The organism is Staphylococcus kloosii, from assembly GCF_003019255.1.
Lineage (GTDB): Bacteria > Bacillota > Bacilli > Staphylococcales > Staphylococcaceae > Staphylococcus > Staphylococcus kloosii.
The window spans coordinates 2,084,270-2,105,898 of sequence record NZ_CP027846.1 but is presented as its reverse complement, the minus strand read 5'-3'; the positions used below and the strand labels follow the sequence as shown (position 1 = coordinate 2,105,898).

Annotated in this window: 21 protein-coding genes and 1 riboswitch; of the genes, 16 read left to right on the top strand and 5 right to left on the bottom strand. The window is 33.4% G+C overall.

What is annotated here, in order from left to right; all coding sequences use genetic code 11:
- Window positions 1–362 precede the first annotated feature (362 nt).
- On the bottom strand, window positions 363–1,220 hold the full coding sequence (gene folD / locus C7J89_RS10410; protein ID WP_103295914.1) for a bifunctional methylenetetrahydrofolate dehydrogenase/methenyltetrahydrofolate cyclohydrolase FolD: 858 nt from the start codon (window positions 1,218–1,220) through the stop codon (window positions 363–365).
- A gap of 206 nt (window positions 1,221–1,426) precedes the next feature.
- On the opposite strand from folD, the gene purE reads away from it, so the two are divergent.
- Genes purE through purD form a run of 11 tightly spaced genes read left to right on the top strand, consistent with a single transcriptional unit; the run spans window position 1,427 to window position 12,646 of the window.
- The gene (gene purE, locus C7J89_RS10405; protein WP_061854995.1) at window positions 1,427–1,909 is read left to right on the top strand and encodes a 5-(carboxyamino)imidazole ribonucleotide mutase; all 483 of its coding nucleotides are present in this window, start codon (window positions 1,427–1,429) and stop codon (window positions 1,907–1,909) included.
- On the top strand, window positions 1,896–3,023 hold the full coding sequence (gene purK / locus C7J89_RS10400; RefSeq protein WP_103295913.1) for a 5-(carboxyamino)imidazole ribonucleotide synthase: 1,128 nt from the start codon (window positions 1,896–1,898) through the stop codon (window positions 3,021–3,023). Before purE ends, purK begins: the two co-directional genes overlap by 14 nt.
- The gene (gene purC / locus C7J89_RS10395; protein WP_103295912.1) at window positions 3,023–3,727 is read left to right on the top strand and encodes a phosphoribosylaminoimidazolesuccinocarboxamide synthase; all 705 of its coding nucleotides are present in this window, start codon (window positions 3,023–3,025) and stop codon (window positions 3,725–3,727) included. The genes purK and purC overlap by 1 nt, the downstream gene beginning before the upstream one ends.
- Window positions 3,727–3,987 (top strand): phosphoribosylformylglycinamidine synthase subunit PurS, encoded by a 261-nt coding sequence (purS, locus tag C7J89_RS10390; protein ID WP_061854992.1) that lies wholly within the window; start codon window positions 3,727–3,729, stop codon window positions 3,985–3,987. The genes purC and purS overlap by 1 nt, the downstream gene beginning before the upstream one ends.
- On the top strand, window positions 3,987–4,658 hold the full coding sequence (gene purQ / locus C7J89_RS10385; RefSeq protein WP_103295911.1) for a phosphoribosylformylglycinamidine synthase subunit PurQ: 672 nt from the start codon (window positions 3,987–3,989) through the stop codon (window positions 4,656–4,658). The genes purS and purQ overlap by 1 nt, the downstream gene beginning before the upstream one ends.
- Window positions 4,651–6,840: a phosphoribosylformylglycinamidine synthase subunit PurL gene (gene purL / locus C7J89_RS10380; RefSeq protein WP_061854990.1), complete on the top strand. Its 2,190-nt coding sequence runs from the start codon at window positions 4,651–4,653 to the stop codon at window positions 6,838–6,840. Before purQ ends, purL begins: the two co-directional genes overlap by 8 nt.
- Window positions 6,819–8,306 carry an amidophosphoribosyltransferase gene (gene purF / locus C7J89_RS10375; RefSeq protein ID WP_103295910.1) on the top strand — a complete coding sequence of 496 codons (1,488 nt, stop codon included), beginning with the start codon at window positions 6,819–6,821 and terminating at the stop codon, window positions 8,304–8,306. Before purL ends, purF begins: the two co-directional genes overlap by 22 nt.
- Window positions 8,299–9,333, top strand: a complete 1,035-nt coding sequence (gene purM, locus C7J89_RS10370; protein ID WP_103295909.1) for a phosphoribosylformylglycinamidine cyclo-ligase — start codon at window positions 8,299–8,301, stop codon at window positions 9,331–9,333. The genes purF and purM overlap by 8 nt, the downstream gene beginning before the upstream one ends.
- On the top strand, window positions 9,330–9,896 hold the full coding sequence (purN, locus tag C7J89_RS10365) for a phosphoribosylglycinamide formyltransferase (RefSeq protein ID WP_103295908.1): 567 nt from the start codon (window positions 9,330–9,332) through the stop codon (window positions 9,894–9,896). Before purM ends, purN begins: the two co-directional genes overlap by 4 nt.
- A 12-nt stretch (window positions 9,897–9,908) precedes the next feature.
- The gene (gene purH, locus C7J89_RS10360; RefSeq protein WP_103295907.1) at window positions 9,909–11,387 is read left to right on the top strand and encodes a bifunctional phosphoribosylaminoimidazolecarboxamide formyltransferase/IMP cyclohydrolase; all 1,479 of its coding nucleotides are present in this window, start codon (window positions 9,909–9,911) and stop codon (window positions 11,385–11,387) included.
- 20 nt (window positions 11,388–11,407) lie between these two features.
- A complete protein-coding gene (gene purD, locus C7J89_RS10355) occupies window positions 11,408–12,646 on the top strand; it encodes a phosphoribosylamine--glycine ligase (RefSeq protein WP_103295906.1) in 1,239 nt (412 codons plus the stop codon).
- A 64-nt stretch (window positions 12,647–12,710) separates the two neighbouring features.
- Here the strand turns inward: purD and C7J89_RS10350 are convergent, their stop codons facing one another.
- The 4 genes from C7J89_RS10350 to graF form a co-directional block, all read right to left on the bottom strand.
- A complete protein-coding gene (locus C7J89_RS10350) occupies window positions 12,711–13,517 on the bottom strand; it encodes an energy-coupling factor transporter transmembrane component T family protein (protein ID WP_103295905.1) in 807 nt (268 codons plus the stop codon).
- Entirely contained in the window at window positions 13,510–14,916 is a 1,407-nt protein-coding gene (locus tag C7J89_RS10345) for an ABC transporter ATP-binding protein (protein WP_103295904.1), read from the bottom strand. The genes C7J89_RS10350 and C7J89_RS10345 overlap by 8 nt, the downstream gene beginning before the upstream one ends.
- 12 nt (window positions 14,917–14,928) lie before the next feature.
- Entirely contained in the window at window positions 14,929–15,504 is a 576-nt protein-coding gene (locus C7J89_RS10340) for an ECF transporter S component (protein ID WP_061854982.1), read from the bottom strand.
- An 89-nt stretch (window positions 15,505–15,593) separates the two neighbouring features.
- Window positions 15,594–15,694, bottom strand: a riboswitch (TPP riboswitch).
- A gap of 81 nt (window positions 15,695–15,775) precedes the next feature.
- The gene (gene graF, locus C7J89_RS13355) at window positions 15,776–15,910 is read right to left on the bottom strand and encodes a glycopeptide resistance-associated protein GraF (RefSeq protein WP_195708312.1); all 135 of its coding nucleotides are present in this window, start codon (window positions 15,908–15,910) and stop codon (window positions 15,776–15,778) included.
- Window positions 15,911–16,182: 272 nt separating this feature from the next.
- On the opposite strand from graF, the gene auxA reads away from it, so the two are divergent.
- The 5 genes from auxA (at window position 16,183) to ptsP (ending at window position 21,610) form a co-directional block, all read left to right on the top strand.
- Window positions 16,183–17,472, top strand: coding sequence for a lipoteichoic acid stability factor AuxA (gene auxA, locus C7J89_RS10335; RefSeq protein ID WP_061854981.1), 1,290 nt, complete (start codon window positions 16,183–16,185; stop codon window positions 17,470–17,472).
- A 206-nt stretch (window positions 17,473–17,678) separates the two neighbouring features.
- Entirely contained in the window at window positions 17,679–18,848 is a 1,170-nt protein-coding gene (locus tag C7J89_RS10330; RefSeq protein WP_061854980.1) for a class I SAM-dependent rRNA methyltransferase, read from the top strand.
- Between the two features lie 58 nt (window positions 18,849–18,906).
- Window positions 18,907–19,449, top strand: coding sequence for a hypothetical protein (locus C7J89_RS10325; protein ID WP_061854979.1), 543 nt, complete (start codon window positions 18,907–18,909; stop codon window positions 19,447–19,449).
- Window positions 19,450–19,625: 176 nt separating this feature from the next.
- A complete protein-coding gene (locus C7J89_RS10320; protein WP_048794214.1) occupies window positions 19,626–19,892 on the top strand; it encodes a phosphocarrier protein HPr in 267 nt (88 codons plus the stop codon).
- 2 nt (window positions 19,893–19,894) lie between these two features.
- A complete protein-coding gene (ptsP, locus tag C7J89_RS10315; protein WP_103295903.1) occupies window positions 19,895–21,610 on the top strand; it encodes a phosphoenolpyruvate--protein phosphotransferase in 1,716 nt (571 codons plus the stop codon).
- Window positions 21,611–21,629 lie beyond the last annotated feature (19 nt).

Genomic DNA, 21,629 nt, shown 5'->3' with positions numbered 1-21,629 from the left:
ATAAGACATCGTACTATGGTCCTAAAATCATCTTAGAAGGTAAAGTTTAGTTTATAATTAGAATCTAGTAAATACATGTAACAAATTTTTAACAAAATAAGGTGGTTAATTAATATTATTAAAAGTGGTAGGGGAACTATATACATAGTTGATGAGATTTATGTACCTGTATTAATAAATGTTAATTAACTTCTATATTATATGAGAAAGTATTTTAGAATTAAGAAAATGTAAATTAAATGCATTAAATTAAATAAAACAAGAAAAAACGTCAATTTCTATATTATTTCAATAGAAATTGACGTTTACGTTAAGTCAGACTAATTTTTATCTTGGACTCTATTATATAGTAAAAGATGGATTTATTTAATCCCTCTACGCATTTTTTCAGCTAATAAAGTGTTATTAAGTACCATTGTAATAGTCATTGGGCCTACGCCTCCAGGTACCGGTGTGATTGCACCAGCTATTTCTTTAACGTCCTCATAATCAACGTCACCTTTTAATTTTCCATTTTCGTCAGGCGTATTACCGACATCGATTACTACTGCGCCTTCCTTCACATCATCTTTCGATACGATGCCAGGTTGACCAACTGCACTTACTATAATATCTGCATTTTTAAGATGGCTATGCATGTCCTTAGTTTTTGAATGCATTATTGTAACAGTTGCATTTTTTTGAAGTAATAATTTATAAACAGGTTGACCGACAATATGGCTACGGCCAATGATAATTGCTTCTTTACCTTCGATTTCAATGTCAGCGTGGCTTAATAATTCCATAATACCTAACGGTGTACATGGTACAAAAGTTTGTTCATCTATATAAAGTTTACCAATGTTTGTCGGATGGAAACCATCAACATCTTTATCAGGATTAATTGACTCGATTATTTTTTGTTCACTAACTTGTTTTGGTAAAGGAACTTGGACTAAGATCCCACTAACACTATCATCTTCATTTAAACGCTTTAGTTCGTTTAATACTTCTTCTTCAGAAGTAGATTCATCTAAATGTACGATTTCTGAAATCATACCAAGTTTTTCTGCAGCTTTCTTTTTAGAATTAACGTAGCTTTGGCTTGCACCGTCATTACCTACTAAAATAACTGATAATTTAGGAGTGAAACCTTGCTCTTTCAATGATTCAACTTCTTCTTTCAACTTCTGTCTATAATCTTTCGCAATTTGTTTACCATCTAATATTTTGGCAACCATTATATAATTCCTCCTTCGAATAACAAACTTTACCTTAACTTTATAACATAAAAAGTTGTTAATATTAAGCAAAAAACGTAAATTCAATACAAAATTACAGTTAAAGTTCGATTTTTGATTGAAAATACATGATTTTGTTGTTATGCTATATCTGTAATATACATCTTCAAGTACTAACATTTCAAATTTTTGAAAGGGTGTTCAGATTGAAAGTGGCAGTAATTATGGGTAGTTCATCTGATTGGGATATTATGCAAGAAAGCTGCAAAATGCTCGATACTTTTGAAATACCGTACGATAAAAAGGTTGTTTCAGCACATCGTACGCCTGACTTAATGTACGACTTTGCCAATAATGCACGTCAAAATGAGTATGACGTTATTATTGCAGGCGCTGGTGGAGCAGCACATCTACCGGGAATGGTTGCTTCAATGACGACTTTACCGGTTATTGGTGTTCCTATAGAATCTAAAAGTTTAAAAGGTTTAGATTCATTACTATCGATTGTGCAAATGCCGGGAGGTATACCAGTAGCAACGACAGCGATCGGCAAAGCAGGTGCTAAAAATGCTGGTATCCTTGCAGCCAGAATGCTTAGTATTAAAGATAAACACGTAGAACAGCAGTTAACACAATATAAACAATCTCTAGAAGAGAAAGTGGGGGAAATGCAGCGTGAAATTGACTAACTTACATTTTGGTTCGACGATAGGAATTATCGGAGGCGGCCAATTAGGTAAAATGATGGCACAATCAGCACAAAAAATGGGTTACAAAGTAATCGTTCTAGATCCAGATAAAGCGTGTCCGTGTCAATATGTAGCGCATGACTTCATCAATGCAAATTATAATGATATTGATGCATTAAATGAATTAGGTCGTCGTTCAGACGTAATTACATATGAATTCGAAAATATTTCTGCACCTCAATTAAAAGAGCTTGTTACTAAATATAATATCCCACAAGGATACGAAGCGATTGAGTTGTTGCAAGACCGTTTGACTGAAAAACAAACATTGCAACAAGCAAATACACAAATCGTTCCTTTTTTACGTGTTTCTTCTACTGATGAACTTGAACATGCAGTCGAAGCGCTCGGTTATCCATTTATTCTTAAAACAAGATTTGGTGGTTACGATGGCAAGGGACAAATATTAGTAAAAGATAAGACTTTCTTAGATGAAGCGCGTCAACTTATATCGCAACATGAATGTGTTGCGGAACAATATTTACAATTGAAACAAGAATTATCTTTAACAGTTACGATTGGTAGCAATCAAAGTGTTACTTTCTTCCCATTACAAGAAAACGAACACAGAGACCAAATTTTATTTAAAACTGTCGTACCCGCACGTTCTGATAAGGAACAAGAAGCAAGAAATGAAGTTAATAAAATAATAAGTGAAATACATTTTATAGGTACATTTACAGTAGAATTTTTTGTAGATCAACAAAACAATTTGTATGTAAATGAAATAGCACCACGTCCTCATAACTCAGGGCATTATTCAATTGAAGCATGTGATTTCTCACAATTTGATACCCATATATTAGCTATAACTGGTCAAGTTTTACCAAGAGATATCACACTTTTAAAACCTACTATTATGATGAATTTATTAGGAAAAGATTTGGATTTACTTGAGTCTAAATTTAGTGCAACGCCCGAATGGCATGTGCATATTTATGGCAAAGCGGATAGAAAGCCTAATAGAAAAATGGGGCATTTGACAGTGTTGACTAATAATATAGAAGAAACTGAAGCAATGTTAATTAAACAGTTTGAAGGGAGAAACCACTAATGTCGTTGTTATATGAAGGAAAAGCTAAGAGAATTTACTCCACAGCAGAAGAAGGTATTTTAAGAGTAGAATACAAAGATGAAGTTACAGCAGGTAATGGAGCTAAAAAAGATGTAATTGAAGGTAAGGGGCGCTTAAATAATCAAATTACTTCGAATATTTTCAATTTTCTTAAATCTCAAAACCTCAATAGCCATTTTATTGAACAAATTTCAGAAACTGAACAACTTGTTACATCAGTAGAGATTATACCTTTAGAAGTAGTAGTTAGAAATATTGCTGCAGGTTCGATTACTAAACGTTTAGGATTTGAAAAAGGGCATATTTTTGAACAACCACTGGTCGAGTTTTTCTATAAAAATGATGACTTAAATGATCCTTTAATCACAGATGACCACGTAAAATTATTAAATATTGCAAACGCTACTCAAATAAAGCAACTAAAAACTGAAGCTTTGAACATTAATAATAAATTAATTCAATTAATGGACAAGATGGAACTGCGTCTAGTTGACTTCAAAATAGAATTTGGCATTACAAGTGAGGGTGAAATTATTTTAGCAGATGAAATTTCTCCAGATACTTGTCGCATTTGGGACAAATATAGTGATACAAATTTTGATAAAGATGTGTATCGAGAAGACAGAGGCTCAATCATTGAAACATATCAAACATTTTTAAATAAATTGGAGGCATTATCATAATGAAAACTATTGAATTGCATATTACATTACAACCACAAGTATTAGACACTCAAGGACAGGCGCTTAATCGTGCTGTACATGACTTAGGCTACCCTCAAGTTAATGATATAAGAGTAGGTAAATTATTATATATGACAGTAGATGAAGCAACTGATGAAGCAGTACATAATGTAGTTGTTACTTTAAGTGAAAAACTATTTGCCAATACAGTGATCGAAGAATATAGCTACAAAGTGGTTGAAGAAGGAGAGAAAGCCTAATGAAATTTGCAGTATTGAAATTTCCAGGATCTAACTGTGATCGTGATATGTACAATGCGGCCGTTAAATCAGGTGTCGATGTAGAATATGTAGACTATCGTGAAACTTCTTTAAATGGGTTTGATGGTGTCTTAATTCCTGGCGGGTTTTCATTTGGAGACTACTTAAGATCTGGTGCAATGGCTAGTGTAGCTCCGATTATTACAGAGGTTAAACGATTAGCTGAAGAAGGCAAACCTGTTTTAGGTGTATGCAATGGCTTCCAAATTTTAACTGAAATCGGTCTTTTACCTGGCGCGTTATTACATAATGATGCACATTTATTCGTTAGTAGAAACGAAAGGCTAAATGTTGTTAATAATAATACACGTTTTACAAATTTATTCGAACAAAACGAAGAAGTCGTTTATCCTGTTGCTCATGGCGAAGGTCATTATTACTGTACACAAGCAATGTATGATGAGTTGCAAGAAAATAATCAAATTATTCTAACTTACAGTGATAATCCTAACGGGTCTTATAGAGATATAGCTGGGATAGTAAATAAACAAGGTAACGTTTGTGGTATGATGCCACATCCTGAAAGAGCTTTAGAACGAATATTAGGTACAGACAGTGGAGTTAAATTGTTTGAAGCAATGGTGAATAGTTGGAGGGAACAAAATGTCTAAATTTATCGAACCAAGTGCAACTGAAATTAAAACAGAACAATTGTATAAAGATGTAGGACTTAGCGATCAAGAATACGCTAAAGTTTGCGACATTTTAGGCAGAGAACCAAACTTTACTGAATTAGGTATTTTTTCGGTAATGTGGAGTGAACATTGTTCATATAAACATTCAAAACCATTTTTGAAACAATTTCCAACTACAGGTGAGCACGTATTAATGGGGCCAGGCGAGGGCGCAGGCGTTGTAGATATCGGCGATGATCAAGCAGTTGTTTTTAAAGTTGAATCACATAACCATCCATCTGCAGTAGAACCTTATCAAGGTGCTGCGACTGGTGTAGGTGGCATCATTAGAGATATCGTGTCCATTGGAGCAAGACCAATTAATTTGCTAAATAGTTTAAGATTTGGAGAGTTATCAGCAAAACAAAATCGACGCTTATTAAGAGGTGTCGTTGCAGGTATTGGTGGTTACGGTAACTGTATAGGTATTCCGACGACTGCTGGTGAAATTGAATTTGACGATAGATATGATGGGAATCCATTAGTTAACGCAATGTGTGTAGGTATTATTGATCACGATATGGTGCAAAAAGGGACTGCCAAAGGCGTTGGCAATTCAGTGATTTATGTAGGATTAAAAACAGGCAGAGATGGCATTCACGGCGCAACTTTTGCATCTGAAGAGTTGAGTGAAGATAGTGAAAGTAAACGACCATCTGTTCAAATTGGTGACCCATTCGTCGGAAAAAAATTAATGGAAGCAACTTTAGAAGCTATTAAATATGATGAGCTAGTTGGTATTCAAGATATGGGTGCTGCAGGATTAACGTCCTCATCATCTGAAATGGCAGCTAAAGGCGGCAGTGGTTTACATTTAAAATTAGAACAAGTTCCTACACGTGAACAAGGCATTTCACCATATGAAATGATGCTTTCAGAAACGCAAGAGCGTATGTTGTTAGTTGTTGAAAAAGGAACAGAACAGAAATTCTTAGACCTTTTTGACTATCACGAATTAGATAGTGCGGTAATTGGAGAAGTAACAGATACAGATCGCTTTGTTTTAACATACGAAGGTGAAGTGTTTGCTGATATTCCAGTTCAACCTCTTTCTGATGAAGCGCCAGTTTATGTATTAGAAGGAGAAGAACAAGTTTACAATCAAGAAAAAAATGACTATGACAATATCGATGTAGAACAAGTATTTAATGATTTATTGAAACATCCAACGATAGCTTCAAAGAAATATTTATATGAACAATATGATCAACAGGTTGGTGCAAATACAGTAGTGAAATCAGGATTACAATCATCTGTTGTAAGAGTAGAAGGAACGAATAAAGCAATTGCATCAACGATTGATGGTGAAGCAAGATACGTTTATAACCAACCTTATCAAGGTGGCAAAATGGTTGTTGCTGAAGCGTATAGAAATTTAATTGCTGTTGGTGCGACACCGTTGGCTATGACAGATTGTCTAAACTATGGTTCTCCAGAGAAGAAAGAAATTTATCAACAATTAATAGAATCAACAAAAGGTATGTCAGAAGCATGTGAAATATTAAATACTCCTGTCGTTTCAGGAAACGTGTCACTTTACAATGAAACCAAAGGTACTTCTATTTTCCCAACACCAGTAGTAGGTATGGTTGGTTTAATTGAAGATATTGATTATTTGGCTGACTTCCAACCTAAAGCAGGTCACAAACTCTACATTGTTGGTGAAACTAAAGATGACTTTGGTGGTAGCCAAATAGAAAAATTATTATATAAAGATGTTAACCATGAATCTGAAGAAATAGATTTATCACAAGAAGTGCAAAAAGGTGAAGCGGTTAAAAAGTTAGTGCGAGATGGTAGAGCATCGCATGTACAAACTGTCGGTAAAGGTGGTTTAGCAATCACATTAGCACGTATGAGTGCGTTTTACGATTTAGGTATGGATGTTTCATTATCTCTTACAAATGCACAATTATTTAGTGAAACTCAAGGACGTTATGTTGTCGCAGTTAAAGACGATCAACCTGTAAATATAGAGGGAGCGATAGCAATAGGTTCATTCACCGATAATAATAATTTTGTTGTTTCTAATGGAGATAGTGTATTGGAAGATAAAGTATCAAATCTAAAAGAAGTGTGGGAAGGAGCAATTGCTCAATGTATGACTACAAAGGACTAAACGAAGAGTGTGGGTTATTTGGTATTTGGAATCATAATGAAGCGGCACACCTTACTTATATGGGGTTGCAAAGTTTACAACATCGTGGTCAAGAAGGTGCAGGTATTGTAGCTTCAAATAATGAAGAACTAGTTGGCGAAAGAGGTTTAGGTTTACTAACAGAAGCGATTTCTGAACAAAATTTGGAGTCACTAAAATTTTTTGAACATGCAATTGGTCACGTGCGCTATGCAACTTCTGGTAATAAGGGAATCGAAAATATACAACCATTTTTATATCACTTTTACGACATGAGCGTTGCCGTATGTCATAACGGTAACTTGATAAATGCCCAAAGTTTACGTCAAGAATTGGAGGAACAAGGTTCTATTTTCCATTCTTCATCAGATACAGAAGTTATCATGCATTTAATACGTAAAAGTAGAGCGGCAACTTTTGAAGAAGCACTTAAAGAAAGTTTACGCACAATTAAAGGTGGATTTACGTTTGCTTTGCTAACAAAAGATGCACTCTATGGTGCCGTTGATCCGAATGCCATTCGTCCTTTAGTAATAGGGCAATTACAAACAGGAGAATATGTCTTGGCAAGCGAAACGTGTGCAATTGACGTACTCGGTGGCGAATTTGTAAGAGACATACATGCAGGTGAATATGTCGTTATTAATGACGAAGGTGTACGTGTTGAATCATATACTAACGCAACGACCACTGCTATTTCAGCGATGGAATATATATATTTTGCTAGACCGGATTCAACTATTGCAGGTAAAAATGTACATGCTGTAAGAAAAATTACAGGTAAAAGACTTGCGCAAGAAAGCCCAGCAGAAAATGCAGATATGGTCATTGGTGTACCAAACTCTTCATTATCAGCAGCAACAGGTTATGCGGAAGAATTAAATTTACCTTATGAAATGGGATTAGTAAAAAACCAATATGTAGCCCGAACGTTTATTCAACCTACGCAAGCGCTAAGAGAACAAGGCGTTAGAGTCAAGTTATCAGCAGTTAAAGATATTGTGCATGGTAAAAATATTGTCTTAGTAGATGACTCAATTGTACGTGGGACGACATGTAAACGAATAGTAAGGTTATTAAAAGATGCGGGTGCAAATGAAGTACATGTTAGGATTGCATCTCCAGAATTTATGTTCCCAAGTTTTTACGGTATTGACGTATCAACGACGGCAGAATTGATCTCAGCTCACAAATCTCCAGATGAAATAAAAACATATATTGGTGCCGAATCATTATCTTATTTATCAGTGGATGGTTTGATAGAGTCAATCGGTATCGATGAAGAAGAACCATACAGTGGTTTATGTGTTGAAAGTTTTACTGGAGATTATCCAGCTGGTTTATACGACTATGAAGCACGCTTTAATGCTAATTTAAGTGAACGTCAACAAGCGTTTTTAACTAGCAATAAACAATATTTTGATAGAAAGGGAAATCAATATGTCTAAAGCTTATGAAAATGCAGGCGTTAACATAAATGCAGGATATGAAGCAGTTGAAAGAATCTCTAGCCATGTAGAACGCACGATGCGTAAGGAAGTATTTGGTGGATTAGGTGGTTTTGGCGCAACATTTGATTTATCGCAGTTAAATATGACAGCACCGTTACTTGTTTCAGGAACAGATGGTGTGGGCACGAAGTTAAAGTTAGCAATTGATAATAACAAACATGACACAATAGGTATCGACGTTGTAGCAATGTGCGTGAATGATATTTTAACTACAGGTGCAGAGCCGTTATACTTTTTAGATTATATTGCGGCAAATAAAGTGGTTCCTGAAGTTATTGAACAAATCGTTAAAGGTGTTAGCGATGGTTGTGAACAGACGAATACCGCTTTAATTGGTGGCGAAACTGCTGAAATGGGAGATATGTACCACGAAGGCGACTACGATTTAGCAGGCTTTGCTGTTGGTGCAGTTGAAAAAGACGCATATATTGATGGTTCACAAGTAGAAGCAGGTCATGTACTTGTAGGATTAAGTTCAAGTGGTATCCACTCAAATGGTTATAGTCTTGTTAGAAAAATTATCGCTAATTCAGGCGTTAATTTAAATGATAACTTTGATGAGGATCGTACTTATTTACAAACATTTTTAGAACCTACACGTTTATATGTAAAACCCGTCCTTGATATTTTAAATCAATTTAAAGTATATGCAATGACTCATATTACAGGTGGCGGCTTTTATGAAAATATACCTAGAGCCTTACCTGAAGGCGTAACTGCTCAAATTGATGCCACAGCTTATGAAGTGCCAAAAATATTTAAGTGGTTACAACAGCACGGTGATGTACCTGCAGATGAAATGTACAACGTATTTAATATGGGTATCGGTTATACATTAGTAGTTGATAAAGAAAATAGCGACGCAATTATAAAAATTGCTCAACAGTACGATATAGACGCTTATGTTATAGGTGAGATTGTGGAAGGCGATGAGCCTATACAAATAACGGGGGTATTAAATTGACAAAAATAGCTATTTTCGCTTCTGGTTCTGGGAGCAACTTCGAAAATATTATGACACAGATTGAACAAGGTTTGTTACCTAATATAGAAGTTACAGCATTATACACTGACCAATTAACAGCAAGTTGTATTGAACGAGCAAGACAATTTAAATTAGACGTGCATATTAACGAATTGAAAAACTTCGATTCTAAAGAAGATTATGAACGTAAAATTTTAGAATGGTTAACTTCTGAAAAGGTTGAATGGATTGTCTTAGCCGGTTATATGAAATTAATCGGTACGGAAATTCTTAATGCATATGACAGAAGGATTCTTAATATTCATCCATCGTTGTTACCTAAATATAAAGGTAAAGATGCAGTTGGCCAAGCTTTAAATAGTGATGACGATATAACAGGTACAACGGTTCACTATGTAGATAGTGGCATGGATACAGGCGAAATAATTGCGCAACGTACTTGCCCTATTTATCCCGATGATAATAAAGAAAGTTTAGAAACACGAATTAAGCAATTAGAACATAAACTATATCCTGAAGTAATCGCTGAAATTATTCAATAAGAGGTGCAAAAAATGAAAAAAGCAATTTTAAGTGTTTCCGATAAAACTGGTATTGTAGATTTTGCCAAAGCTTTAACTGAACAAGATTATGAACTTTATTCTACTGGTGGTACGATGCGTGCGATAAAAGAAGCAGGGGTGGAAGTTCATTCAATTTCTGAATTAACACAGTTCGATGAAATTTTAGATGGACGTGTAAAAACATTACATCCAGCAGTGCATGGCGGTATTTTAGCAGATAGAGACAAAGAAGAACATTTAGCTCAATTAGAAGAACAACATATAGCTTTAGTCGATATGGTAGTCGTTAACTTATATCCATTTAAAGAAACAGTTGCTAATCCTGACGTTACTGAAGATGATGCAATTGAAAATATAGATATCGGTGGGCCAACGATGTTAAGAGCGGCTGCGAAAAACTTTAAACACGTGACTACTATAGTTCATCCTTCAGATTACGATGAAGTAATCGCAAGAGTGAAAAATAATACATTAGATTATGACTATAAAAAATCACTAATGATTAAAGTATTTGAACATACAAATAGTTACGATGCGGCAATCGTTGATTTCTTTAACAATAATAAAGAAAGTTTACGCTATGGAGAAAATCCACAACAAGAAGCATACTTTGTACGTACATCAACTGATAAGCATACATTAGGTGGCGCAGAGCAATTACACGGCAAACAACTTAGTTATAATAACATTAAAGACGCAGATGCAGCATTAGCATTAGTTAAACAATTTGAGCAACCTGCAGCAGTAGCGGTAAAACATATGAACCCTTGTGGTGTTGGTATAGGTGAAGATATTGAAAGTGCCTATCAACATGCATTTGAAGCAGATAGTCAATCTATTTTTGGTGGTATAGTTGCTTTAAATAGAAAAGTTGATGCCACACTTGCAAATAAATTGCATGAAATCTTCTTAGAAGTAGTCATTGCACCTGAATATAGTGAAGAAGCTTTAACTATTTTAAGACAAAAGAAAAATATTAGATTATTAGAAATTGGTATGCATATCGATAGTGATGAGCAAGAACTTGTATCAGTTTCAGGTGGTTATCTTGTTCAAGATAAAGATAATAAAAAAGTACAACGTGAAGATATGTCAGTTGTAACAGAAATTGCGCCTACAGAAGCGCAGTGGGAAGCTATGTTACTTGGATGGAAAGTTGTTGGCTCAGTCAAAAGTAATGCAGTAATTTTAACAAATGATAAACAAACTGTCGGTATTGGTGCTGGACAAATGAATCGTGTAGGTTCTGCAAAAATTGCCATCGAAAGAGCGATAGAAATGAACGAAAATGTTGCACTTGTGTCAGATGGCTTCTTCCCAATGGGGGATACAGTAGAACTAGCAGCGCAATCTGGTATTAAAGCAATCATTCAACCAGGTGGTTCAATTAAAGACCAAGAATCAATTGATATGGCAAATAAATATGGCATTACAATGGTAACAACAGGCGTACGTCACTTTAAACATTAAATGGAAGGTAGGTTGAAAAAATGAAAGTTCTTGTAATAGGTTCGGGTGGTAGAGAACATGTACTTGCTTTTAAACTCAATCAATCTAGTCTAGTTAGCCATTTATATGCCATTCCTGGCAATGACGCTATGGTAAATAGTGCAGAAGTTCATAAAGAGATAGCTGAAAATGATCATGCAACAATCGTTGAATTTGCGGTGGCAAATAATATTGATTGGGCTATTATTGGACCTGAGCAACCATTGACTGAAGGATTAACAGATAAACTACAAGCAGAAGGTATCAAAGTATTTGGCCCCAATAAAGTTGCTGCTCAAATCGAAGGATCAAAGTCATTTGCAAAGCAAATCATGGAACGTCACAATATTCCAACTGCTGATTACCAAGAAATTAATAACAAAGCTACAGCGTTGTCGTACATAGAGGAATGTGACTATCCAGTTGTGTTAAAAAAAGATGGATTAGCTGCTGGTAAAGGTGTTATCATTGCACAAAATTATGACGAAGCACTTAAAGCAGTACAAGCATTTTATGAAAATGGAGATGAACTTGTCGTTTTCGAAACGTTTTTAGAAGGTGAAGAATTTTCACTAATGACCTTTGTAAACGGTGATTATGCAGTACCTTTTGATTGCATTGCACAAGATCATAAACGAGCATTTGATGACGATAAAGGTCCTAACACAGGTGGAATGGGTGCTTACTGCCCAGTTCCACATATCGGTGAAGATATTTTAAGCCAAACAAATGAAACGATAGCGCAACCGATTGCGAAAGCGATGCATGAGGAAGGTTATTCATTTTTCGGTGTACTATATATAGGTGCGATTATTACAAAAGATGGTCCAAAAGTCATTGAATTTAATGCACGCTTTGGAGATCCTGAAGCGCAAGTATTATTAAGTCGAATGGATAGCGACTTAATGCAACACATTATTGAACTAGATCAAAAACAACCTATCCAATTTAAATGGAAAGAAGATGCTTTTGTTGGCGTTATGCTTGCTTCAAAAGGCTACCCAGGCACATACGAAAAAGGCAAAACTGTCGCTGGATTCACTTTAGATGGCAATTATTTTGTAAGTGGTCTGACGTTACAAAATGATAATTATGTAACAAGTGGTGGGAGAGTTATATTAGCTGTAGGACAAGGTGAAAATATTGCTAGCGCTAAACAACAAGCATATCAACGTATAGCAAATATAGAAAGCAACGCCTTATTCTATAGAAATGATATAAGTAATAAGGCAATAAGATAAAAATAAACGTCAATTTCTACCTAGTTAAGATAGAAATTGACGTTTTTGCTTTTTAAATGAATGTTTAATAAATATTATTAACTCGTACGTCATTAATGCTAGTAATAGGCATGAAATGAGCTAATATAAATGCTAAAGCTACTAACACAATCATAACGACGATTAAAATAATATCTTTATATGAAAAAGGGACATAATAGTAATACGTTCGTGGTCCATCTTTAAAACCTTTTTTCTCCATTGCTACTGATAGTTGATGTGCTTTTCTAATATTTTGACTTAGCATAGGAATTAACAAATGTTTAAAACGGTTTAATCCTTTGTGATTTTTCGAAGGTATCATTTGATAACGCATTTTTAACGTTCTTCGTAATTGAACAAATGAACTTAACATAAGTGGTACCATTCTTACAGCTGCCATAAAAGCATAGGCAAACTTGGGCTTAACTTTTAAATGTTGCATTAAGCTATAAAAAATCATGACGATTTGCGAGGAGAATACAACCAATAAACCAAAGAATGACACGGTCATTGTTCTTAATGAAAGATGTAAACCTCTTATTAAACTTTCTATTGAAATTTGTATAAAGCCTAGTTTAAATAGCATATGCGTACCATTACCATAAAAGATCATAAATAATGCTGACACTATACTAAATATCATAGTAAAGAGAATAAATATTAATGTGACTCTTAATTTAATACCATTAAAAAACAATAAAAATAGAACCATTAATAAAGCTAAATAAATCATTAAATCGAATTGGTGAATTAATATTACTAAGAAAAATAATAAAACCGATAATGCCAATTTCGTAATAATATTAACGTCATCTAAGAAGGTGTATTTTGTTTTCCATAAATCAAACATGTACTTCACCTAACATTTCTACGAGTTGTTTATTTTCTACGTGTATTCTGCGTGTAGAATAGCGTTTTATAATTTCGGGATCATGCGTAACCATAATTATAGTTTGACCTTTGCTAATACGCTGTTGAAATAATTTGATAAGATTAAACGTATTATGACTATCTAAACCAAAAGTAGGTTCATCTAATAAGATAATTTCAGCTTCTGAACTTAATGCAGTAGCAACACTTAAACGTCTTTTTTGTCCTACAGAAAGTTCAAAGGGGTGTTGATGTTTGACTTCGGTTAAATTTAGTTCTTGTAACATAGCTTCTGTTTTTTGTTGCGCTTCAGTATCGCTATAGTTTGAATATTGAACATATATTTCATTGTAAACAGAATTAGTAATAAATTGTAATTCTGGATTTTGATAAACTAAAAAGGCATGGTGTGCAACATCTTTTATCTTGCGGATAAGTTTATTGTTAAAATACATTTTCCCTTCATATTGAATAAGTTGCATTAAAGATTCTAGTAGGGAAGTTTTTCCACTACCATTAGCTCCGGTGATTGTAATCCACTCACCTTGATTTATCGTTAATTCATTGACTTTAATCAACGCTCTTTTGTCTCTTTTTATCGTGCATTGTTCTATACGAAGTTGATAGTCTGACTTTTCTAAAGTAGGCTGTGTGATAGGTTTAGGTGCATAATCCCAAGCTTTAGGGTGCCACACACCATATTCAGTTAGTAGATGTTCATAGTTAGTTAATATGGTGTGTGGTTGTTCATCTGCAATAATATTTCCATCATAATCGAATAAAATTACTCTATCTATGTGTTCCCATATATGAGCTACTTTATGTTCGACAATAAGCACTGTTTGATTAGTCCATAATGATTTAATTTTAGACCAAAGTGCTTCGGTCGCTTCAACGTCTAACATAGCAGTAGGTTCATCTAGAAATAAGGTATTGGCATTTTGTAATAACGTTTCTGCAATTGCTAATTTTTGTTTCATGCCTCCACTTAATTGATTTACATACTGATCTTTATCAACAGACAAACCAACAGATTGCAATGCTTTTAATATCTCTTCATCCATTTGATCTGTAGGAACTTGTCTGTTTTCTAAAATAAAAGCTAATTCTTCATAGACTTTTGGCATACAAAATTGGGTGTCAGGGTCTTGAAAAATAACACCACTATTTAAATCTCTATCTAGTTGATCATATTTTAGGGGCAGTTCTATCAAGTCAGGTACTATACCGCTAAGTACATTCAATAGTGTACTTTTCCCTGAACCTGATGGACCTAATAATAGGACTTTTTCTTGATCCTTTATCGTTATATCTAACCCATCAAAAATCTTTTTGTTGGCGTTTGGGTATTTTAGGCGTAAATTTTTTGCTACTAACACGTGCAACGCTCCTTATAAATTATCGTAATCTTCTTTTGATGAGGGTCTAAATAATCTAGTAACACCTGTTTGATCGAGCGCCTTAACTATATAATAAGAGAGTAGTCCGGCAACTAATATGCCGCCTAATAAACGAAAAACAATATATAGTATTAAGTTCCAGCTTGTAAGTGATGCTAGGTAACCATAAGCAAAGTCTAATGGTAATGTTGAAATTGCAGTTAATAAACCAGCTAAAATGGCAACGATAGCTTTGCGAGATTTATATCTAAAAATAGCAAATATAATTTCACATGCTAACCCTTGTACAAATGCGTAAATCATTGTAGCAATATCGAAACGACCCATAATAATAGTTTCACCAGCACCAGCTGCAAATTCAGCTAATAAAGCAATACCGGCTTTTGGAATAATAAGATAAGCTACTACTGCAGCCATAAACCAAGCACCATAAGTAATTTCTTCTATATGAAGACCAGATACTTGAAATGCTTTATAAACGAAATTCCAAATATTATAAATAATTGAAAAGACGATAGCAATAAGTATCGTAACGAGTATTTCTGATAGTTTTAAACCTTTTGACATATAACATTCCTCCATAAAAAAACGCACAACCTCACTAGAAGTTGTGCGTAATTATAGGCATAATTATACAAAAACATTAATAAATTAATAATTATAATTGTACACTTTCCTACGCTAGTCTCATCTAGATCAGGTTCAAAGGGTTTGAGGTAATCCTCATCTCAGTTACAAAACACCCCTAGTGCGTATATTAAGTTTTAATTTAACCTTAATGTATGCCTTTTAATGTCGTTTGTCAAGGTTGTAAATGAAAATTTATCTCATTACATCCTTATTCGTATAAGTCTTGAATATTTTTCATCGTTTCTTCGTGATTATCAGTACTGTTTTCGTTTTTGTCTTTTAATTCATTTTCAGCGTTTTTTGCTTGTTCAGCTAAGTCTTTGTGCATTTCTTCTTTACTCATAGGTAACCACTCCTCAATTTAGGGTTTTTACTATATAAAGTTGTTATACAGATGTGTTTACCTCCTCCACAAAATTTAAAACAAATTAATTATAATATTGTTGCAAGAAATCGTATAAATAAGGTATTCTTAAGTAATTGAAGTTTGTTTAAAATAAAGCAAACTGTGGAAAGTCTAATGTGTGTATTTTATATCATACTATAGACTTATTTATCGGTTTAATTAAAGACAAGATTCTTAAGTTCGTATATAATAACTTTGAGGTGAATGGTATGTCGTTTTTGAAAAAACACGCCGAAATATTATATAGCTATGTAATTGGTATAGTGTCTATTTTAATAAGTGTCATTATATTACTTAATTTATCATTAATTAATAAACTTAATGGCAAAGATAAGATAGATTTACATATTCATAATGTTTGGGACTTTATCAATGCATTTTTCGGTGAAATTATTAGGGTAACGAGTAATTATATAGGTAGTTTCCCAATTGTTAGTGCAATTATAATTATTCTATTTGGTGCTTTAGTTATTTACTTAGGTTTTACATTATATCGCACGACTAAATATGATTATGATATTTCAATATTCTTCTTAGTAGTAGGTATTTTATATTTCCTAATAACAATAATTTTAATGACTCAAATTTATAGCTTCTTTGCAGTACTATTTATAGTGCCATTCGCTATTCATATAGGATATATCGTTTATAAAGACGAATTGAATCCTAATCACCGCAAGTATCACTATCTATGGATAATTTTTAGTTATGGCATTGTTTATCTATTGACGCAAATCGTTCTATATAGTCGTATAGACAGCGATGAAATCTTATCAATAGATATTTTGAGTATTAATACTTTCTTTTTAATCATGTGGGTATTAGGTCAAATGTCTATATGGAATTTCTTGTTTTTAAGAAGATCACTTCCGCTTACTAAACAAGAATTAGGTGAAGAAGAACCAGAACTTTCTCGTATGAGTAAAGATTCTATGACAAACCAAACAAAAGAACATTGGAAAAACTTTCAAGATAGAACAACTGAATTTACTCGTAAAACACGTAGAAGTGTTGATTTACAAAAAATGCGCGATAAGAAAGATAAAGTTATAAACAAATGGAAAGAAATTATAGACATTCAAGAAGATGACGTACCAAATTGGATGAAGAAACCAAAATGGTTGAAAACTGCATATGTTGAATTATTATGTGGTGCAGTTTTATTATTCTTTACACTAATTGAATTTAATAACAGAAATAGTTTATTTGTGTCTGGCGAATGGGAAATTTCTCAAACACAATATGTTATCGAATGGGTAACGTTACTATTGCTCATGTTTGCAATTATTATTTACATTTTAACTACACTTACGAATTTCTTACGCGATAAATTTTATTATTTACAGTTATTTATGATCAGTATTCTGTTCTTTAAATTACTAACAGAATTTGTCAATATTATGATTCACGGATTGTTGTTATCTATATTCATTACTCCAATCTTATTCATCATGTTAATTGCGGTTATTGTAGCGTTTGTAATAAAACTAAGACATTAAAATAATTATACTAATGCAGCTTAATGGTTATGTAATTGAGGCCATTAAGCTGTATTTTTGTGTTTAAAAGTAAAAACGGGAGACAAAATAGCCATTTTAATAAGTATTACGAGACTAAACATTTATATTTGTGATGTGCTACAGTGTAATCAACATGTTAAAATAAAAAGCGCTATAAATTATAAATAAAGAAAGGTCGGCACATTATGAAAACAGCCACTTTAAATAGAGGAAAAGAAACTAAATATAACAACCAATATCCATTAATCGAAGAAGAGGATATTTATGCTCACGACCATTTAAAAGAAGGGGATTTGTTTTACTTAGTAACAAACAAAGAAGAGTATATTGCGACTTGTTATGTTGGTAGACAACATAAAGGTATAGGTTGGGTACTAAGCTATGATAAAGATGAAGACATAAATGCGAGTTTCTTCGAGCGCTTATTCCAAATTGCACATGAAGAAAGAACTTATTTTTATAATTTAGATGGCACTTCTGCATTTAGATTATTTAACAGTGAAGGAGATGGCGTTGGTGGTTTAACAATTGATAATTATGATGGTCATCTTTTAATCCAATGGTATTCAAAAGGAATATATAAGTTTAGATATTTGGTATTAAAAGCAATTGAAGCGGTATTTGAGTATACCTCTATATATGAAAAAATGCGTTTTAAAGATGATTCATTAACGGGTGGTTTTGTAACAGGTGAAGCGCCTGAATTTCCAATTGTTATTGAAGAAAACAATACATTTTATAATGTGAATTTAGATGATGGTTTAATGACAGGTATCTTTTTAGACCAAAAAGAAGTGCGTAAAAAGTTAAGAGACAAATTCTCAAAGGAACGCGATATTTTAAATTTATTTAGTTATACGGGTGCATTTTCAGTAGTAGCTGCTAATGAAGCAAATAGTACTACAAGCGTTGATTTAGCTAATCGTTCGCGTAGCCTTACAGAAGACAATTTTGGCTTGAATGGCATCGACCCTAAATCTCAATATATTTATGTTATGGATACGTTTGACTTCTTTAACTATGCACGTCGTCACGATCACTTTTACGATACGATTGTAATCGATCCACCAAGTTTTGCTAGAAATAAAAAGAAAACATTTTCTGTTACTAAAGATTATGACAAGTTAATTTTAGGAGCATTAGATATTTTAGGTCCAGATGGTAATTTATTATTATGTACAAACAATAGCACATTCTCATTAAAAGCATTTAAAAAAGTAATAAAAGATACATTGGAGAACGTCGATGTTGATTATGAATTAATAGAAGTTATGGGATTACCTAAAGATTTCAAAACGCATCCACATTACAAACCTTCCAAATATTTAAAAGCTATCTTCTTGCAAATTAAATAATTTATTGAAAACAGGGTATTTAAATTATTGAGTGCACAAATGAAGGAGTAGATTAAAAATGGGAATTAAAAATAAAGTTACAAATAAATTAACTAATAAATTTGGTAATAAAGTATTAAATATCGAAGAAATAGATGCTAAAAATAATTTACCAACTACTAATGATGAAATTGCTAATCGTAGAGAACGTGCGGAAGCACTAATTAGAAAAAAAGCTATTTTATCTTCTAGTGTGAGTATTGTGCCAATACCAGGTTTAGACTTTGGTGTGGACTTGAAGTTAATGAGAGACATTATTGAAGATATTAATAAAATTTATGGTGTTGATCATAAACAAGTTAATAATTTAGGCGATGATGTAAAAGAACGTATTTATACAGCTGCTGCAATTCAAGGTAGTCAATTTGTAGGTCGAAAAGTTTCAAGTGCTTTATTGAAAGTAGTAATTAGAGATGTGGCTAAACGTACCGCTGCTAAACAAACAAAATGGTTCCCTATCGTAGGCCAAGCTATCTCTGCATCAATTAGTTATTATTTTATGAAAAAAATAGGGCAAGACCACGTAGAAAAATGTGAAAAAGTAATTCGCTCAATAGTATAAAAAAATATTTAAATTGTAACGCTTTCATGATACTTGAAAATAATCTCCGATTATTATCGTGTCTAGGGATTAACGAATTGAATTTATATAACTTTTTTGGTAATGTAAACGTATAAAACTATGTTAAGTTTTATAATAAACTAACGATACTAACTATATGAAGGAGATTTACACATATGGAACAAAAATCTTACGTAATTATTGATGAAACAGGTATTCACGCACGTCCAGCAACGATGCTTGTACAAACAGCTTCAAAATTTGATTCTGATATTCAATTAGAATATAACAGCAAAAAAGTAAACTTAAAATCTATCATGGGTGTTATGAGTTTAGGTGTAGGTAAAGATGCTGAAATCACAATTTATGTAGATGGTAGCGATGAAGCAGAAGCAATTGATGCAATTACAGAAGTATTATCTAAAGAAGGACTTACTGAATAATTATGACTAATTATATTAAGGGGATTGCTGCTTCTGATGGTGTGGCAATAGCTAAGGCTTATTTACTAGTTGAGCCAGACTTATCATTCGACAATGAGAAAGTTGCTAATGCATCTGCTGAAGTAGAGAAATTTCAAAATGCTATCAATACATCAAAAATTGAATTAACTAAAATTAGAAATAATGCAGAGCAAAATTTAGGTGCTGATAAAGCAGCTATTTTTGACGCGCACTTATTAGTTTTAGATGATCCAGAGTTAATTCAACCAATCGAAGACAAAATTAAAAATGACCAAGTTAATGCACCTACAGCATTAACTGAAGTTACAGACCAATTTATCTCTATCTTTGAAGGCATGGACAACGAATATATGAAAGAACGTGCTGCAGATATTAGAGATGTGAGAAAACGTATTTTAGCAAACCTATTAGGCGTTGAATTACCAAACCCTAGTATGATTGATGAAAGCGTTGTTATAATTGGTAATGACTTAACACCTTCAGATACTGCGCAATTAAATAAAGAATTTGTCCAAGGTTTTGTTACTAACATCGGTGGCAGAACTTCTCACTCTGCTATTATGAGTCGTTCTTTAGAGATTGCTGCAGTTGTTGGAACTAAATCTATTACTGATGAAGTTCAACAAGGTGATATGATTGTCGTTGACGGATTAACTGGGGAAGTAATTGTTAATCCTACTGACGATGAAGTTATTGCATATCAAAACAAACGCGAACGTTTCTTTGAAGATAAAAAAGATTTACAAAAATTACGTGATGAAGAGTCAGTTACATTAGACGGTGGTCATGTAGAATTAGCTGCTAACATAGGTACACCAAATGATATTAAAGGTGTATTAGAAAATGGCGCTGAAGGTATTGGCTTATATCGTACTGAATTCTTATACATGGGTAGAGATCAGTTGCCAACTGAAGATGAACAGTTTGAGGCATATAAAGAAGTAATTGAGTCTATGGAAGGTAAAAGAGTTGTCGTACGTACGCTAGACGTTGGTGGCGATAAAGAACTTCCATACTTAAATTTACCAGATGAAATGAATCCGTTCTTAGGTTATAGAGCAATTCGTTTATGTCTAGATCAACCAGATATCTTCAGACCACAATTGCGTGCTCTATTACGTGCTTCAGCGTACGGTAAATTGAATATTATGTTCCCAATGGTTGCAACTATTCAAGAATTCCGTGATGCTAAAGCATTATTAGAAGAAGAAAGAGCAAACTTAAAACAAGAAGGTATTGAAGTTTCTGATGATATCGAATTAGGTATCATGGTAGAAATTCCATCTACGGCTGCTTTAGCAGATGTCTTTGCTAAAGAAGTTGACTTCTTCAGTATTGGTACGAATGACTTAATCCAATACACTATGGCAGCAGACCGCATGTCTGAACGTGTGTCATACTTATACCAACCTTATAATCCAGCGATACTTCGTTTAGTTAAACAAGTAATCGAAGCTTCACATAATGAAGGTAAATGGACTGGTATGTGTGGTGAAATGGCGGGAGATGAAATTGCTATACCATTATTATTAGGTTTAGGTTTAGATGAATTCTCTATGAGTGCTACTTCAATCTTGAAAGCACGTCGTCAAATCAAAGAATTAAGTCAGTCTGAAATGCAAGAACTAACTAACCGTGCAATTAATGCGGCAACTTCAGAAGAAGTTCAAACATTAGTTAAACAATATACTAAATAGCAAATAAAAAGAAGTTTAT